Source organism: Labilithrix sp. (assembly GCA_019637155.1).
GTDB lineage: Bacteria > Myxococcota_A > Polyangia > Polyangiales > Polyangiaceae > Labilithrix.
The window spans coordinates 287,696-305,022 of sequence record JAHBWE010000005.1 but is presented as its reverse complement, the minus strand read 5'-3'; the positions used below and the strand labels follow the sequence as shown (position 1 = coordinate 305,022).

The following is a 17,327-nucleotide window of genomic DNA, read 5'->3' as shown; positions in this document are numbered from 1 at the left end:
CCTCGCTAGGAAAAGGTTGGGAGACGAAGACACGGAGAGGACGTCAGCAGCCGTCTTGACCGGCGCCGACGGCCGGAAGAGGAGGTGGATTTTGTTTGTATTTTGCATCCGATTCTTGAACGAGCGTCGAGCGCGCGGCCGCGCCGTCGAAGACGAGCGGACGGACGCCGCGCGCGACGTCGGCCCACGCGCTCGCGCCCTCGGTGAGCTCCGGGAAGCGATCGGTGCGCCACGGGCTCTCCGCCGCGAGCGCGCGGAGCGCCGGCTCCGGGTGGGACGCGTTGAGCGCTCCCCACTCGAGGTACGACGCCGCGTACCAGCGCGCGGGCTGACCGACGACGGCGAGGAAGGCGAACGCCACGAGCGCGCTCCCGTAGCCCTCGAGGTCGTAGACGTACGCCGTCCGCGCGGGCGTGACGCCCGCCGCGGCGACGAGGGACGCGATCGCGTCGCGCGGCTTGAAGGCGCCCTCGTCCTCGAGCAGCGACGCCGACGGCAGGCTCCGCGCGCCGGCGATGCGACCGGAGAAGACCGGCGTGCACAGCGGCGCGCCGTCGAGGCACGTCTCGTCGAGCGCGCTCGCGCCGAAGGCCGCCCCCGCGTGCTCGTCCGCCGGCCGGGCGTCGACGATGAGGTCGCGCCCGATCGCGGCGCGGACGGCGCCGACGTCGGCGAGGAGCGCGAAGTGGTCGCGCTCCTCCGTCACGATCCGCCTCGTGCCGGTGAACGGGTGCGCGGCGACGGTCGCGCGGCGCTGGCCCGCGGGCACGACCTTCGCCACCGGGCCGTTCAGGACGCCGAGCCGCTCGTGGTCGAGCCCCCAATAGCGGAACGACAGCCAGGCGCGCGCGAGCGTCGCGAGCGACGTCGCGGAGCCCTCCCCCGCGACGAAGAGCACGAAGTCGTGGTTCGGGTGGATGTCGAACCGGCGCATGAAGCTGTCGATGCGCACGCCGTTCGCGGGGGCGGTGCCGATCGCGGTCACGCCGTCGTTCCGCGGCTCGAGCAGGCGCGTGATTTCGGCGGCGTGGTAGACGCGCACGCCGGGCGCCTCCGCGACGTACGGCAGCTCCCCCAGCGCCGGGTCGAGCTGGAGGACGACCAGATCGCCCTCCACCCCCGCCGGCTTCGACGCCGGCCAACCGGCGAGCCACCTACCGAGGCGCGACGCGCCGACGAGGCCCGCCTCGTTGTCGTCGTACCGCTCGGCCGAGCGCCGCGCGAGCTCCGCCGGCGTCGCGGGCGCGGGATCGACGAGCTTCACCTCGGGCCGCGCCGGCGACGGAGGCACCGCCGGCGGCTCCTCCGCGGGCAATTCGTTCACGATAGTAGAGGAACAACCTGCAGCAAACCAAAGCAACGCAAGCCAACGGCGACCCATCGTCCCGTATTACATACGTCACTCTATTATAATAGACAAGCCGTCAGGCTGGGCGGAGCGTCCCGAGGTCGAGCTCCGGCCACGCGGCGTCGTTGCGATCGATGACGACGCAGTCCTCCGCGGCGCCGTCTTCGTGGACGAAGACGACGAAGTCGGTCTGCGTGTCGAGCGTCAGCATCGGGTGGTGCCAGACGCCGGGGGCGTAGCTGATCCCTTGCGCGCCCTCGGCGACGAAGGCCTTCAAGGTGGAGAGGTCCGGCGCGTCGCCGCCGAGCGCGACGAGGGCGATGAAGCGCGACGCGTTCATCGGGATGAAGAGCTGCGTCGAGAGCGGATGCTTCTCGAGCAGCGCGAGCGGACGGCGCTCGCACGGGACCGGGCTCGAGCGGAAGACCTTCACCTTCAGCGTCGCGGTCGCCGGGCGGCCGTTCGCGACCTCGACGACGTCGTCGAAACGGAGCGCCGTGCCCAGGTTCGCCACCGCGCCCGGCTCGCCGCGGGGCGAGGCCATGATGACCCGGCCGTAGGGCTCGTAGGCGGCGGGGGTCAGCGACTGCGGGACGATGAGGTTGGTCACGCGGCCCATGCTATCGTCGGGCCGTTTTCGATGCAGCACCCGGCCGTCATGACCGCGGAGAAGGCAGAGCCCCATGCTCGGCCTTGGGCCGCCCCCGGCGCGAAGAAGAAGGCGCGCCTCCGCCGCTGGCTCGCGCGCGCGCTCATCGTGCTCGCCCCCGCCTCCGTGATCGCCTTCGACTTCGCGCGCCGCGCGGCACGGTTCAAGACCTTCGACGCGTGGGAGGTCTTCTTCTACTGCGCGAGCGGCGCCGCCGGCGTCGTCATCTGGGCGTGCCTCCTCGCGGTGGCGACGCGCACGCGCGGCTTCGCGCGCTGGCCCGTGCGCTTGCTCCTCTTCGTCGCGGCGCTCTTCGCGGTCGGAGGCCAGGACTACACGTACATGCGCTACGGCGCGTACATGAACCACCGCGCGGTGCTCGTGGGCACGACGTTCCTCGCGAGCATCGGGCAGCAGCTGTGGTTCGACCGCTGGACCTTCTTCCGCGCGCTCTTCCCTGCCCTCACCGTCGCGGCCGCGCTGCCGATCGTCGCGCGCCGCCTCGCGCCGCTGCGCCTCCGCCGGCGCGGGTGGGTGCTCCTCGACGTCGCGCTCGTCGCGACGCTGCTCGTCGCCTACGTCGATCCCGGCCGCGGCGCGGAGCAAGGACAGCCGCCCGACATGATGTACGTGTCCGCGATGGGGCAGCTCTCGCGCGCGCTGTGGGAGCACAACGAGACGGTCGAGCGCGTCCACCCCGGACCGCGCGACCCGAAGCCCGTGCCGCCGTTCACGGCGAAGCCTTCGCGGCCGCGCAACGTCCTCATGATCGTGACCGAGTCGGTGCGCGCGCAGAGCGTGTGCGTCGAGTACGACCCGGACTGCACGTTCACGCCGTTCTCGAACCCCATCGTCCCGAACCGGATCCCGATGACGCAGATGCGCGCGCTCGACTCGTCGACCGCGATCTCGATCGCGGTGATGTGGAACGGCCTCTTGCCGACGCGTTCGCGGCAGGACCTCCACGAGGCGCCGCTGCTCTGGGAGTACGCGAAGGCGGCCGGCGTCGAGAGCGCCTATTACACGTCGCAGCACCTTCTCTTCGGCAACTCCGGGCTCTGGCTCGGCAAGCAGCCGTGGAGCCGCCACATCAGCGCGACGCAGATCGAAGAGGACGCGACCTACGAGATGGGCGCCGACGACGGCAAGCTCGTCGACTACGTGATCGGAGACATCGGGAACCTCAAGGAGCCGTGGTTCTCGGTCGTGCACCTCTCCAACACGCACTTCCCGTACAAGGTCGACGGCGACGACATGCCGTTCTGCGACGAGTACGACCCGAAGGTGCCGGGCAAGGACAACGACGCGCTCTGCCGCTACCAGGACTCGATCCACATGCAGGACAAGGCGACCGCGCGCCTCCTCCAGGCGATCCGCACGCGCCCCGAGTCCGAGCGCACCGTCGTCGTGTTCGTGTCCGATCACGGCGAGCAGATGCGCGAGAAGGGCGCGGTCGGTCACACCGGCACGCTCTTCGATCCGGAGATCCGGATCCCGTTCTGGATCGACGCGCCGCCGGGGACGATCACCGACGACGAGCGCGCGAGCCTCGCCGCGCTGAAGACGACGCCGCTCACGCACCTCGACGTGTTCCCCACGACGATGGACCTCCTCGGCTTCCTCGACGCGCCGGAGCTCTCCAGCCTGATGAGAGAGACGGCCGGCACCTCGCTCATGCGCGGCGGCTCCAAGGTCGAGACGCCGCTCCAGATGACGAACTGCTCCGAGCTGTGGGCCTGCGCGTTCAAGAACTGGGGCGCGATGAACGGCACCCGGAAGCTCATCGCGCACCAGGGCGACAGCGCCTGGAGCTGCTACGACGTCGCGACCGATCCGGACGAAGAGCACCCGCTCGACGTCAACACCCGGTGCGCGGATCTCCTCCCTCTCGCCGAGGGCATGGTCTTCGGGAAGCGCCCCTTCTGATAACCTCGAGCGATGCGCCGGCTCTCGGTCTTCGCTTCGCTCGTGCTCTACGCGTATGGCTGCGGGAGCGACGAAGGGCAGAAGACGACGCCCGATCCACTCTCGGGCGGCGACGCGGGGAAGAGCAGCGGCGGGCCCGGCGACCCGATCGGCGACGACGACGACGACGATGACGACGACGGACCGGGCGGAGGCGCGCCGATCCCGTACGACGCGACGGTGATGAAGTCCGTCCACAACTCGTACGAGCGGAGCGAGCCGATCTTCGATCAGCTCCTCTACCACCGCGTGCGGAGCCTCGAGTTCGACATCCACAACGAGAAGGGCGGCGCGGCGCCGAACGGGAACTGGTTCGTCTTCCACGAGAACATCCCCGGCTTCAACAGCACGAGCTGCACGCTCCTCAGCGACTGCCTCGGCGCGGTCGCGGCCTTCCACGCCGCGGTGCCGAAGCACGAGGTCATCACGCTCTGGATCGATCTGAAGGACGACTTCCAGGCGAACCGCCAGCCCGCCGACCTCGACGCGCTCGTGGAGAAGACGCTCGGCCGCGAGAACATCGTCGCGCCGAAGGACCTGATCGAGAAGTGCGACGGCGCGACGACCGTGCGCGCCGCCGTCGGCGCGCCGTGCGCGTTCCCCACCCTCGGCGCGCTCCGCGGCAAGATCATGCTCACCGTCACCGGCGGCTCGAAGTGCGACGCGAACAGCAAGGTGAGCAAGTACGGCGGCGCGAAGCCGAGCGAGCGCCTCGTCTTCCTCGCGCCCGACCTCAACGCGTCGTGCCCGCCCGCGGAGTACGAGAAGCACTCTGACGTCGTCTTCTTCAACATGTCCTTCGACGATCGCGCCCACGCGAAGACGATGCGCGACGAGGGCCTCGTCGGACGCCTCTACAAGGGCGGCCTCGGCGGCGGCCTCGACAACGCGGGCGACTTCGCCGCCGGCAGAGAGACGGGCGCGGTGCACCTCGCGACCGACAAAGCGAACTTCGAACAGGACACGTGGTCGAAGACGCACGGCAACAAGGGCTTCCCGTTCCTCTGCGACGGCTGCGTCGATCGCGAAGAGGCGGGCGACGTGCTCGGCGTCACCGCGACGAGCGGCGACCAGGGGAGCACGAAGGACAGCGCCTTCTTCGCGCTCGCCGAGAGCACGAAGGACGAAGCGTGGAGCGCCGCGATCTCCGTCCCGAGCTCGCACACCGAGGCCAACGCGAAGGCGTGCCTCGTCGCGCGCGCCTCCGACGCGCCCGGCGCGGTCAGCGTCGCCTTCTGCCGCCCGTTCGACTCGAGCCCGCCGCGCATCCTGCTGCGGAAGACGACCGACGGCGCGACGACGGAGAACACCGCCGCGCCGCTCTTCGGCCTCTCCTCCGAGACGAGCCACTTCATGCGCCTCGAGCTGAAGACGGCCGGCCCCGACACGCAGATCGACGCGCAGGTCTCGCGCGACGGAAAGGAGTGGGTGTCCGCGCAGAAGAGCGTCATCCCCGGCGCGCTCCCGCTCCGCGGCGTCTCCGTCAGCTCGAGGGGGAGCACCAAGCGCCGCGCGCTCTTCGCCGCTCTCACGCGCGCCGACGGCGACGGGTCCGAGGTGATGAACGCGAGCAAGCTCGACACGAAGAAGCCGATCGGCGACGGCGCGAGCGGCGCGGCATTCGACGGGATTTTCGGCCCGTAGCAAGCGCGACTTGTGCGAGCATAGGAGCGATGGCGGAAGCCCCTCGGCCCCCATTTCCTCCGCTCCCGTCGAGCGGCACCGCCGCCGCCGTTCCGCCGGAGGAGCATCCGACCTTGGCCGGCGACGCTCCGCGCGAGAAGTACGAGTCGGTCGACCTCGACGAGATGGAGATCAGCGGCGTCGACGTCCTCGACTCCGCCAGCGTCCAGAGCCTCCTCGCGATGACGGGCGAGAACTGGTCGATCGACGAGCAGCGCGAGACGCTCAAGAAGGCGGCGAAGGACAAGCCCGACGCGCCGCTCGAGGACCTCCACGCCCCGACCGGCGAGAAGCCGTCGGTGAACCTCCCGACCGCGGTCGACTTCGGCGGGTCCACGACCGAGGCGCCCGCGCTCGTCATCGAGGAAGAGCCGTCCAAGCCGTCGCTCCCGCGGCCGGGGCAGCGCACCGCTCCGCCGACGCCGCCGAAGGTCGCCGCGCCGGCGGGGCGCACGATGCCACCGCCTCCGCCGCTGCCGCGGGCGAACCAGACGCTGCCGCCTCCGCCCCCCGGCAAGGGCAACACCGCGCCGCCGATCGCGGGGCCGCCCTCGCGTCGCGCGCCGCCGCCTCCGCCGCTGCCGAAAGGTCAGGAGACGACCGGCTCGGCGAAGGGCGCGCCGGTCGAGAAGGAGCCGCCGCGCGTCACGGCGGAGGGCGCGTCGCTCGTCGAGCTCTTGAAGGCGCGCGTCGAGCGGCTCGCGCAGACGGAGGACCGCGTCGGCCTCGCGCGCGTCCACGTCGAGCTCGCGATCGTCCACGAGTCGCTCGCCGACGACGCGAAGGTCAATGCCGAGGTCGAGGCCGCGCTGCGCGTGCAGCCCGATCTCGCGGCCGCGCACGCGATCCTCCGGCGCCGCATCCATCACCGCTCGCGCCTCCCCGAGATGCTGAAGCACCTCGAGGCGGAGATCGCGGTCGCCTCCGGCGAGTCGGCGGCGGTCGAGCTGCTCGTGGAGCGCGCGCGCCTCCTCATCGCCGGCGATCGCCTCGACGAGGCACGCGACGCGTGGGAGCTCGTGCTCGGCCGCGCGCCCCATCACTCCGCCGCGCTGAAGGGGCTCGAGACCGACCTCACGCGCCGGACGTTCGTCGAGCGCGGCGAGAAGCACGAGCTCGTCCCGACCAAGGACGAGGACCCGTGGGAGGACCTCGTCGCCCACCTCGGCCGGATGGCCGACGCGTACTCCGCGCAGCCGAACCTCGCGGCGTGGCTCCACGTCGAGCGCGCGCGGATCCTCGAGCACCGCCTCGGCCGCATCGACGCGGCGCGCGGCGCGTTCGAGCGCGCGATGCGCCTCGACGCGAGCGTCGGCCCCGTCCGCGACGCGTTCACGCTCCACTGCGCGGCGCACCACGACACCGCGCGCCTCGCCGCCCTCCTCGCCGACGAGTCGCGGCTCGAGCCGAGCTCCCCTCGCGCCGCGCGCCTCGAGCTCGACGCCGCGACGCTCGCGCACACGCTCCTCGGCGACGACGCGGGCGCGCTCGCGCTCCTCGAGCACGCCGCCGCGCGCGCGCCGACGACGCCGTCGGTCGATCGCCGCGTGCTCGACGACCTCGTGCGCCTCTACGAGCAGAGCGGCCAGTGGCCGGAGGCGGCCCGCTCGCGGCGCGCGCGCCTCGCGTTCTTCCCCGACGTCTCGTCGCAGGTCTACGAGCTCCGCCGCCTCGCGACGATCGAAGAGAGCCTCGGCAACATCGACCTCGCGATCCACGACGTCCATCGCGCGGCGCAGCTCGATCCCGAAGACGCGACCCTCCTCGACGAGCTCGATCGCCTCCTCGCCGCCGCGTCGAAGGACGAGGACCGCATCGCGCTCTGGCACGGCGAGGCGCAGCGGCTCGAGGAGCCCGCCAAGCGCGCGCGGGCGCTCGCGCGCGCGGCCACGCTCGCGGAGGGGATCGGCCGTCACGACGAGGCGCTCGCGCACCTCCGCGCGGCGTGGGTCGCGGCGCCGGGCGACTCCGAGCTCCTCGATCAGCTCTCGCGCCTCATGTCGCCCGCGCCGACGGAGGAGCTCGACCGCGAGGTGCGCGGGCTCATCGAGCTCTACTCGCAGGCCGCGACCGCGACGCGCGACACCGGCCGCCGCGTCGCGTACCTCGAGAAGGTCGCCGTGCTCTGGGAGGAGCTCGTCGGCGATCAGCTCCGCGCGACGCGCACGTACGAGGAGATCCTCCGCCTCGAGCCGGGGCGCCGCGGCGCGGTCCTCGGCCTCGAGCGCACCGCCGGTCGCATCGGCGACGACCGCGCGCTGTCGAAGGCGCTCTACGAGGAGGCGAAGCTCGCCGACGACGGCGCCGACGTGCTCGCGCTCCGCGTGCGCTCGGCGCAGGTGCTGTCCCGCGTCGACCCCGTGCGCGCGATCGCGCTCGTGAACGAGGTCCTCGAGCAGGACCCGGAGCACGTCGCCGCGCGCGCGCTCGAGACGCGGCTGCACGAAGACGCCGGCCGCTGGGAGCAGGCGACGCGCTCGCTCCGCGCCCGGATCGAGATCGTCGCGACGGCGAAGGAGAAGACGTCGCTCTGGCTCCAGCTCGCGCAGATCTACGACGCGCGGCTGCGCGATCCGAAGTCGGCGGTGGAGTGCCTCCAGGAGGCGCATCGCGCCGATCCGCTCCACCCCGTGCCGCCGGAGGAGACCGCGCGCGTGCTCGAGGCGGCGGGGGACGCGAAGGCGCTCCGCGTCGCGATCGAGCAGCTCAGCAGCGACGCGATCACGCCGGCCGAGCGCGCGCGCCACCTCACCCTCGCGGCGGAGATCGACGAGCTGCGCCTCCTCGACGACGCGAACGCGGCGACGCTCTACGCGAAGGCGCTCGCCGAGACGCCGGAGGACGAGCTCATCGCCGACCGCCTCCTCCGCGTCCTCGCGCGGCGCATCGTCACGACCGTGGGCGCGCCCGGACCGGAGGGCTTCGACACGCCCGCGTTCCAGGATCTGCTCGGCCACCTCGCGAAGCGCGCGGAGAAGGCGACGACGCCGGCGCAGGCGCAGGCGTTCTCGTTCCAGCTCGCGTCGCTCCTCATCGTCGCGGCCCGCGATCTGGCGCGCTCGAAGTCGATCCTCGACGCGCTCTTCGACGTCGATCCGAAGCACGTCGGCGTCCTGCGCTTGCGCGAGGTCGTCGCGCGGCGCCAGTCCGCGCCGCAGCCGATCGTCCAGATCCTCAAGCATCAGGGCGAGAGCTTCACCGACGTGCGCGCGCGCCTCGGCGCGCTGTGGGAGCTCGCCGCGCTCGAGGCGTGGCGCCTCTCGACCGGCGAGTCGGTCGCGACCTACACGCGGATCCTCGAGCTCGATCCGACCGATCCCTCCGCCCTCGAGGCCGCGGTCCGCCTCGCGATCGGCCCCGCTCGCCGCGGCGAGGTCCCCGCGCGGCGCGCCGCGATCGCCGCGCTCCGCTCCCTCACCGCGCTCGCGCACGACGAGGGCACGCGCCTCGCGACGAACCTCCGCCTCGGCCTCCTCCTCGAGACGCACGCGAGCGATCCGACGATCGATCGCGACTCGAGCGCCGCCGCCTCGCGCGAGTCGCTCGATCGCCTGCGCGACACGCTCGCGCTCGATCCGGTCAGCGTCGCGGCCGCGACCTCGCTCGCGCGCGTCGCGAACCGGCTCGGCGACGCGGTCGGCGCGGCGACGGCGGCGATCTCGCTCGCGGACCTCTCGGTGCAGCCGAAGGTGCGCGCGAAGTACCTCGTCGACGCGGCGAACCTGCTCCTCTCCGAGATGACGGGCGACGACGGGATGGGCACGACCGCGGAGCGCACCGAGCGCGCGGCGCAGCTCCTCGAGAAGGCGCTCGAGGCGGATCCCAACTCGACCGTCGCCGCGACGCGCCTCTCCCAGGTCCGCACCGCGCAGCACCAAGCGGAGCGCCTCATCGACGTGTTCCGCGGCGCGCTCAACAAGGCGACGGCGAAGGACACCCTCGTCTACGTCGGCACCGAGATCGCGCGCGTGGCGCGGGACGACCTCGGCGACATCGGCGTCGCGATCGAGGCGATGCGCGCGGTCCGCGCCGCCGCGCCCGATCACGTCCCTTCCCTCCTCACGCTCTCGGAGCTCTTCATCGCGCAGCGCGCGTGGCCGGAGGCGGTCGAGGCGCTCGAGGACATCGTCGCGCGGACGAAGGAGAACGGGCCGCGCATCACCGCGCTCTTCGCGCTCGCGAGCGTCTACGAGAAGGTGCTCGCGACGCCGGCCGACGCGGAGCGCGTCCTCCGCACCGCGCTCTCGATCGAGCCCGAGAACCCGCGCGCGATCCGGGCCCTCATCCATCGCCTTGCCGCGAAGCAGAACGAGCCGGACGAGGACGGCCACCCGCAGAGCAAGACCGCGGCGAAGATGGAGATCGCGTCGCTCCTCGATCGCCTCGCCCACGTCGAGAAGGACCGCCACGTCAAATGCGACATCCTCCTCGAGCTCGCCGACATCCGTCTCGCGCTCAAGGACATGCCGCAGGCGGAGAAGGCGCTCGTGGAGGCGGTCGCGACGGCGCCCGATCACCAGCGCGCCTTCGCGCGGCTCTCGCGCTTCTTCCGTTCGCCGCAGAACCCGGGCCCCGGCGGCCTCGACGCGGTCTCGTACGCACGCTCGCTCGGCGCCGTCATCGCGCGCGGCCAGCAGCTCGGCACGACCGATCCGCGCTGGTTCGCGTCGCTCGGTCACATCGAGGTCGAGCAGCTCAATCGCCTCCGCGACGGCGTGAACCACCTCGGCCGCGCGGTGCAGATGGACCCCAGCCTCCACGAGTGCAGGTTCGAGCTCGCCGCGGCGTACTCGCGCCTCGGCGCGCACGACGACGCGACGAAGACGATCATGTCGATGTTCCACCCGACCTCGGCGCCGCTCATGGCGATCGCCGAGCCGGCCGCGGCGCTGGAGCTCCTCGAGCGCTCCCTCAACGCGGAGCGGCGGCCGGAGGAGGCGATCGTGGTGAGCGAGGTCCGCGCGATCGCGGGCGAGCTCGACGAGGGCCGGCACGCGTGGCTCCGCGGCCGCCGCCTGCCGCCGTTCGAGCAGCATCACGCCATCCTCGATCGCGGCACGCTCGTCACGCACGTCGTCCCGCCGGAGGGGCGGCATCTCTTCCTCGAGATCGCGGCCGCGATCTCCGGCATCGAGACGAAGCTGCTCCGCGCGGACATCAGCGAGATCGGCATCTACCCGCGCGACCGGATCGGCCGCCGGAGCGGCAACCCCACCCGCATCCTCCTCGATCGCCTCGCGCGCGCGCTCGGCATCCAGGAGATCGAGCTCGTGATCACGCCGAACGTCTCGCGCACGCGCGTGCTCGCGCAGGACGGTCTCTGGGTCGTGGTGCCGAAGGGCCTCACGGAGCTGCCGGAGCCGACGCAGCTCGCGTCGCTCGGCCGCGCGCTCGCGCGCGTCGCGCTCAACGTGCCGTGGCTCGAGGAGCTGCCGCCGCCGCACATCGAGGCGATGCTGGTCGCGGCCGCGCGCACGGTGAACCCGGTCTACGGCAAGGACGACATCGACGTGCTCTCGCAGAAGCTCGTCTACCAATACGAGCCGAACGTGGCGAAGGAGCTCGGGCGCAAGCAGAAGCAGCTCCTCGAGCGTCTGGTCCCGCTCATGGCGTCTCCGTCGGGCCGCCTCGTCGGCATCGACGTGCTCATCGGCGCGCTCGCCCGCGCGGAGCTCCGCATCGCGTACGTGCTGACGGGCGACGTGCTCGCGACGATCGACGAGCTCCGCGGCCTCGACGGAGCCTTCCTCAAGGCGACGGAGGCCCCCGGCCGCGGCTCGGTCCAAGCGGTCCTCGACCACCCCTTCGCCGGCGACGTCGTCCGCTTCGCGCTGACGCCGGAGTCCACCGCCCTGCGCCGCCGCGTCGGCTCGACCTGGGCGGGCTAGCGATTACAGCTCGCGCACGTAGCTGCGGTCGGCCGGTGGGGATGGGCGGTCGGGGCGATCGGGGCGCGGTGGAGGCGGCACGAGCGGGAGCGTTGGCGCCGGGGTGATGAGGACGCTCGCGGTTGGCGCGGGGGAAGCGGCGGTGGGCGACGACGTGACGGCCGGAGCGCGACGCGGCGGCGGGGGATCGATGAAGAAGAACGGCGCGCCGCCGGTGACGAGGCCGACGACGGCGGCGAGCACCAGGAGCACGCGGTGGCCGCGGCGTGGTGGTGGCGTCGCGCGGGCGCGGTGGAGCTCGGCGCGGAGCCGCTCGATGAGGAGCTCGAGCTCGTCGGCGTTGACGGTGATCCGTACCCACGGGCCTGATGACACGTAGCGTGGCGTCGGCCCGGCGCGCGCGAAGTTGCTTACGAAGGCATCAATTTCCGTACTCGCTCGAGGAGCGCGATCTGGGAGAACGGCTTCTGGAGCAACATCTCGGCCGAGACGTTGGCGTCCTCGATCGGGGCGCTGTCGGCGGAGAAGCCCGAGACGAACAGCAGCTTCGCGGGGAGGAGGAGGTCGCCGAGCCGCCGGCCGAGCTCCGGTCCCGTCACGCCGGGCAGGAGCACGTCCATGATGACGAGGCCGATGCGTGCGCCCTGCGTGCGCGCGACGTCGAGCGCCTCGGCCGAGCCGCTCGCGGCGACGACGCGGTAGCCGTTGCGTTCGAGGATCTTCGCGATCGAGCGGCGCACGAGGTCGTCGTCGTCGATGACGAGGATCGTGTCCGGCGGCGCGCCCGGCGCGGGCGTGGTCGACGGGATCTTCTGCTGTCGCCGCGCGGGGCGGGATACGCGGCGGCGCTCGGCCCTCTTCAAGTAGAGGCGGAACTGCGTGCCGCTCCCGGGCTCGCTCTGCACGTCGATGCCGCCGCCGCAGTTCTTGGCGAACGCGTAGACGGTCGCGAGGCCGAGGCCGGTCCCTCGCCCCGCGGGCTTCGTCGTGAAGAACGGCTCGAAGATGCGCGAGAGCGTGTCCTGGCTCATCCCCTCGCCCGTGTCCGCGACCTCGACCTCGACGTAGGCGCCGGGCGTCAGGCTCGCGCGGGCGGCGGCGTTCTCGTCGAGCACCACGTTGCGGGTCGCGATCGTGAACGTGCCTCCGTTCGGCATCGCGTCGCGCGCGTTGATGAGGAGGTTCATCAGCGCCTGGTCGAAGCTCGCCTGGTCGACCTCGACCGTGTCGACGACCGGGGAGAGCTTCAGCATGACGTCGACGCCTTCGTTCGCGACGCGGCGGAGCATCGGCTCGATCGCCGCGATGAGCTGGTTCACGTCCTGGATCGACACCGGCAGCGACTGGTTGCGCGAGAAGCTGAGGAGCTGGTGCGTGAGCTGCGAGGCGCGCGTCGTCGCTTGCGCGATGATGTCGAGCTCCACCGCCATCTCGGAGTCCTCCGTCGCGCGCTCCTGCGCGGCGCCGAGGGCCACCTTCATCGCGGCGAGCATGTTGTTGAAGTCGTGCGCGAGCCCGCCGGCGAGCTGGCCGATCGCCTCCATCTTCTTGGCTTGCTGGAGCGAGACGTGGAGGCGTTCGCGCTCGTAGAGGAGGCGCGCGATCTCGAGCGCGATCGGCACCTGATGCGCGAGGAGCTCGAGGAGCTGCCGATCTTCGACCGCGAACGGCGGATCGTGCATGCTGCGCTCCATCGCGAGGGAGCCGGCGCACGCGTCGTAGAGGTAGAGCGGAACGACGAGGGTGCGGGTCGGATCGATCGCCGGCTCGGCCTCGATGTGCTCCACCTGCTCGCTCGGCCACGCGATGCCGTTCCGCTGGACCGACCGAAGCAGCGACCCACGCGGCGAGTCCGGCGCGACCGACGTGGAGAGCACGCTCCCGCGCTGCCGCGCGACCGCCATCCCGGCCGACGGCGTCTCGGGCTGGAACCAGATCGCGCCACGCTCCGCGCGCAGCGACTCCACGAGCTCGTCGAGGATGACGGCCGCCTGCTGCTCCGCCTTCAGATCGCGCCGCGGGCTCCGCGCGACCTGCAACAGCGCCGCGAGGTGCCGGTTGGTCCGACTCGACGAGCTCCGCACCGTCATGCGGCTCACCTTCGCCAGCTGCTCCTCCGGCGCAGCCTCGCCGAGATCGAACTCCTCGCGAATGACATGCAAACGCGCGATGGCCCCGTGCTCGCGCGCGAGCGTCGCAGCGACGCGCGCCTGATCGCGCGCAGCGGCAGGTTTTCCGTCCTCACGGAGGATATGCGCGCGGACCCGGGCAACGGAGTAGAGCACCCACGGGAAGTTCTCGCGGATCGCGATCGCCTCGCCCTCGGCGAGCAGCTTCGCGGCCTTCGCCGGCTTGTCGGAGAGCCACGCGAGCGCGCCTTCGATCGCGCCCGCGTGCGCCTTCACGACGGGGAGGCGCGTGCCCGCGCGCAGGTCGGCCACCGCCGCGGCGAGCGCACGGACGCTGCGTGGGCGCACGTCCTCGGTCGCATGCAGACACTGGTGCAGGCGGGCGTACGCGACCGCGAGATAGAATTCGCCGACGGTCGGGTGAACGCGTCGCGGGTCGTGGTTCTCGGCCGCGAACTCGGCGACGAGGGCCTCGAAGTCGGCGCCAAGATCACCCGTCTCGACGTAGTAGGCCGCGCGCGGCCCCCACGAGAGCAGCCGAAAGTACCCCTTCCCGCCGTCGCGCACGGTGATCTCAGCGAGGCGAGCGGCGAGCCACGAGCCCGGCTCCGGCGTCCGACCGAGGCTGGCGAGGAGCGCCCGCGCGCGATGAAAAGTCCAGACATCCATGCGCGAGCCCGCGCGGGCGCGCCGGAGGCGCGCAAGGGCGCCGTCAATCCACGCCCAGGACTCGAGGGGCCGTCCACTCACCGTGATCATGAGCTCGCAGCTGAGGCTCACATGCGTGAGCTCGGTGAGCTCGATCCACGGTCCGTAGACATCGACGCACCGGCGCAAGCACGCGACCGCGGTCGCGAAGTCGCCGCCCCAGCTCAGCGTCATGCCTTCCATCTGCGTGCAGAACGCCTCCACGGTCGGATCCCCAGAGGTCTTCGCGAGAGCGACCGCGCTCTGCACCGCGGCGGTACCGGCGGCGCGGCGACCCAGGACCGAGAGGACGAAACCGTACACGACCTGGGCACGCGCACGCGTGGCTGGGGCGGCGTTGGCGCTCAAGCCGTACGACGCGATCGAGCTGTGAACGGCGCGACCGACTCGTCCGTACTCGAACGCCATCCTGAAATTCTGGTAGTGCAGGCGGCAGAGGAGGTCGGTCTCGGCCGCGGTGCGCGCCCGCGTCGGCATGCGATCGACGAGGATGCGGGCGACGTTCACCGTGGTCGCGGCGACCGACGCGACGTCCTCGACCGGGAGACGCGCGCCCATCTCCGCGAAGGCGCGGCCGAGCTCGTCCCACGCGCGCTCGACGTCGCCGTTGGTCTCGTACGCCCATGCGATCCGACCGTAGAGGATCGCCCGCGCGAGTGGCTCGTGGGTGGCCGCGAGCGCGCGCTCGAACGCCGCCACGGCGTCGTCGATCGCGCCAAGACGGAACGACGCCTCGCCCGCGAGTCGATGGAGATCGGCGGAGAGCGCGAGCCCGGCGAGCTTCGCAGAGCTCACGGCGAGGGCGTGGAGCTCGAGAACGGCCTCGTCGTCGTGACGCCGGAGCGCGGCCGCAGCGGCGGCGCACGCGACGCGGTGCACGCGCTCGGGATCTTGCGCCGGCTCGCCGAGCGCGAAGTGCCGCGCCGCGCGAAGGAGGTCGTCGCCGGTCGCGCGCTCCGACTCGGAGAGCACGGTGCCCGCGCGCTGATGGAGGTGACGGCTCTCCGCGTCGGAGAGGTCCGCGAGCAGCGTGTCGCGCATGCTGTCGTGCAGGAAGCGCCACTCGCCCTCACCCACGCGCTCGACGACGCCCGCCCGGAGCGCACCGACCATCGCATAGCCCACCGTCTCCTCGGTGAGCGCGCGGGTGCGCGCGACGAGCGACTCGGAGAAGGTCAGACCGCAGACCGCCGCTGCTTCGAGCACGCGACGCGCCGCCTGCGGGAGCTCGCCGACGCGGCGAGCGAGGAGCGCGAGGACGCCGCGCGGCAGCACGATCGCGGCCGCCCGCGCTTCGTCGAAGACCCACGCGCCGTCGTGCGGTCGGATCGCCCCCGCGTCGACATAGGCGGAGAGCACCTCGAGGACGCCGAGCGCCGTCCCATCGGCGAACGCACACACTCGTCTCACGAGCTCGCGATCGACGGGATCGGTGCACAGGTGCGCCTGGATGACCCGCGCGACCCCCTCCGCGTCGAGCGGTCCCAGCTCGATCGTCCGCACGGGAACGTCGGCCGCGCGGACCGAGGCGAAGCGGGTCGGCACGCCGTACGGCGACTCCGGACGGCTCGCGAGGACGAGCACCACCGGGGAGTCGGCGAGACGATGGGCGAGACGGAGGAGCGCGGCGGCGCTCGCGAGGTCCATCCACTGCACGTCGTCGACGAGGAGCACGAGCCGCCCGAGACGCCGCGCGATGCGCACGATGAGCTCGGCGGCACCTTCTTCGAACGCCTCCGTCGCCTCTGGCAGCTCCGGCTCTTCCGGCGGTGAGCCCGGGTGCAGCGCCGACGCGACGATGGGCGCGATGAGCTCACCGACGGCGGAGAGGTTTCCGAGGAGCTCGGACAGCTCGTGGCCCGCCATCCCACGACTGGCGGGCGATCCTCCGGCGACGCACGACTCGAGGATGCGACGCAGCCCCGAGAGCGGCGGATCGTCCTTCGCGCTCGTCGTGAGCGAGACGCGGCCCTGATGCCGAAGCTGGGCCTCCAGCGCATGGAGGAGGAACGTCTTGCCGCTGCCCCGGGTCCCCTGCAGGAGGAGCATTCGGCCGCCGTCTCCCGGTTTCGACACCGCGTCGAGCGCACGCGCACATTCGTCTTCGCGTGCTCTCGACAGAGAGAGCGCCCGCTCGGGCACGTAAGCAGCGGCGCCGAGGACCGGCAGCCCGCGGCTGAGGCGATCGAGCTCACGCATCAGGGCGCGTGCGTCGGGATAACGCCGGCTCGCGTCATGCTGAAGGAGATGCGCGATGACCTCGGCGAGCCCGGCGCTCACGCCGCCCCCGACCAGGAGCTCGCGGAGGCTCGCGACGTCGGCGGTCGACGAGGTCGTGGAGAAGAGCTCCCGACTGACGCACTCGAGGAGGACCCGCCCGAGCCCGAACAGGTCGGTTCGCGCGTCGACCCTTCCCGGCGGGACGAGCTGCTCCGGCGCGGCGTACGCGGCGGTGCCGGCCGTCTCGCCGTCACCAGTGCGCTCCATCGGCGTCGTGAACCCGAAGTCGACGAGCACGACGCGCCCGTGATCGACGACGATGTTGCGCGCTTTGACGTCGCGATGGACCAGACCCGCATCGTGGACGGCTGCGAGCGCATCCGCGAGCTGGAGGGCGATCGCGAGGAGCTCGGGTTCCTGGAGCGCCGAGCCGTTCAGGCGATCGGCGAGCGTCTGTCCCTCGACGAGCTCCATCGCGAGGTACGGAAACCCGTCGGCGTCCCCCACCGTGAGCACCCGCGGCAAGCCGCCGTGCTTCACCCGAGCGAGCGCTACCGCTTCGCGATAGATCAACCGCGTCCAGCGAGCGCGCATGCGCGGGAGCTTCACCGCACACGGGACCCCGTCCTTCTTCCCTCGATAGACGACGGAGTGCGCGCCGTGACCGAGCTCCGCTCCAAGCTCGAACCCGGGAATCGATGGCCGCTGCATCAGCGGCTGAGACTAGCCGTCTCCGC

7 protein-coding genes are annotated in these 17,327 nt (G+C 72.1%); 3 read left to right on the top strand and 4 right to left on the bottom strand.

Features of this window, described 5'->3' with window-relative positions:
- Nucleotides 1-43 precede the first annotated feature (43 nt).
- A complete protein-coding gene (locus tag KF837_12250; protein ID MBX3228083.1) occupies nucleotides 44-1,324 on the bottom strand; it encodes a hypothetical protein in 1,281 nt (426 codons plus the stop codon).
- Between the two features lie 100 nt (nucleotides 1,325-1,424).
- Nucleotides 1,425-1,967 carry an ureidoglycolate lyase gene (locus KF837_12245; GenBank protein ID MBX3228082.1) on the bottom strand — a complete coding sequence of 181 codons (543 nt, stop codon included), beginning with the start codon at nucleotides 1,965-1,967 and terminating at the stop codon, nucleotides 1,425-1,427.
- A 21-nt stretch (nucleotides 1,968-1,988) separates the two neighbouring features.
- Between KF837_12245 and KF837_12240 the strand changes: the two genes are divergently transcribed.
- From KF837_12240 to KF837_12230, 3 genes are read left to right on the top strand one after another with little or no spacing between them, the layout of a single operon-like run.
- Nucleotides 1,989-3,923: a sulfatase-like hydrolase/transferase gene (locus tag KF837_12240; GenBank protein MBX3228081.1), complete on the top strand. Its 1,935-nt coding sequence runs from the start codon at nucleotides 1,989-1,991 to the stop codon at nucleotides 3,921-3,923.
- A 12-nt stretch (nucleotides 3,924-3,935) separates the two neighbouring features.
- Nucleotides 3,936-5,606: a hypothetical protein gene (locus tag KF837_12235; protein ID MBX3228080.1), complete on the top strand. Its 1,671-nt coding sequence runs from the start codon at nucleotides 3,936-3,938 to the stop codon at nucleotides 5,604-5,606.
- 29 nt (nucleotides 5,607-5,635) lie between these two features.
- Nucleotides 5,636-11,533, top strand: coding sequence for a hypothetical protein (locus KF837_12230; GenBank protein ID MBX3228079.1), 5,898 nt, complete (start codon nucleotides 5,636-5,638; stop codon nucleotides 11,531-11,533).
- Nucleotides 11,534-11,536: 3 nt separating this feature from the next.
- On the opposite strand, the gene KF837_12225 is transcribed toward KF837_12230, so the two are convergent.
- Entirely contained in the window at nucleotides 11,537-11,908 is a 372-nt protein-coding gene (locus KF837_12225; GenBank protein MBX3228078.1) for a hypothetical protein, read from the bottom strand.
- A gap of 35 nt (nucleotides 11,909-11,943) precedes the next feature.
- Nucleotides 11,944-17,301, bottom strand: coding sequence for a protein kinase (locus KF837_12220; GenBank protein ID MBX3228077.1), 5,358 nt, complete (start codon nucleotides 17,299-17,301; stop codon nucleotides 11,944-11,946).
- Nucleotides 17,302-17,327 lie beyond the last annotated feature (26 nt).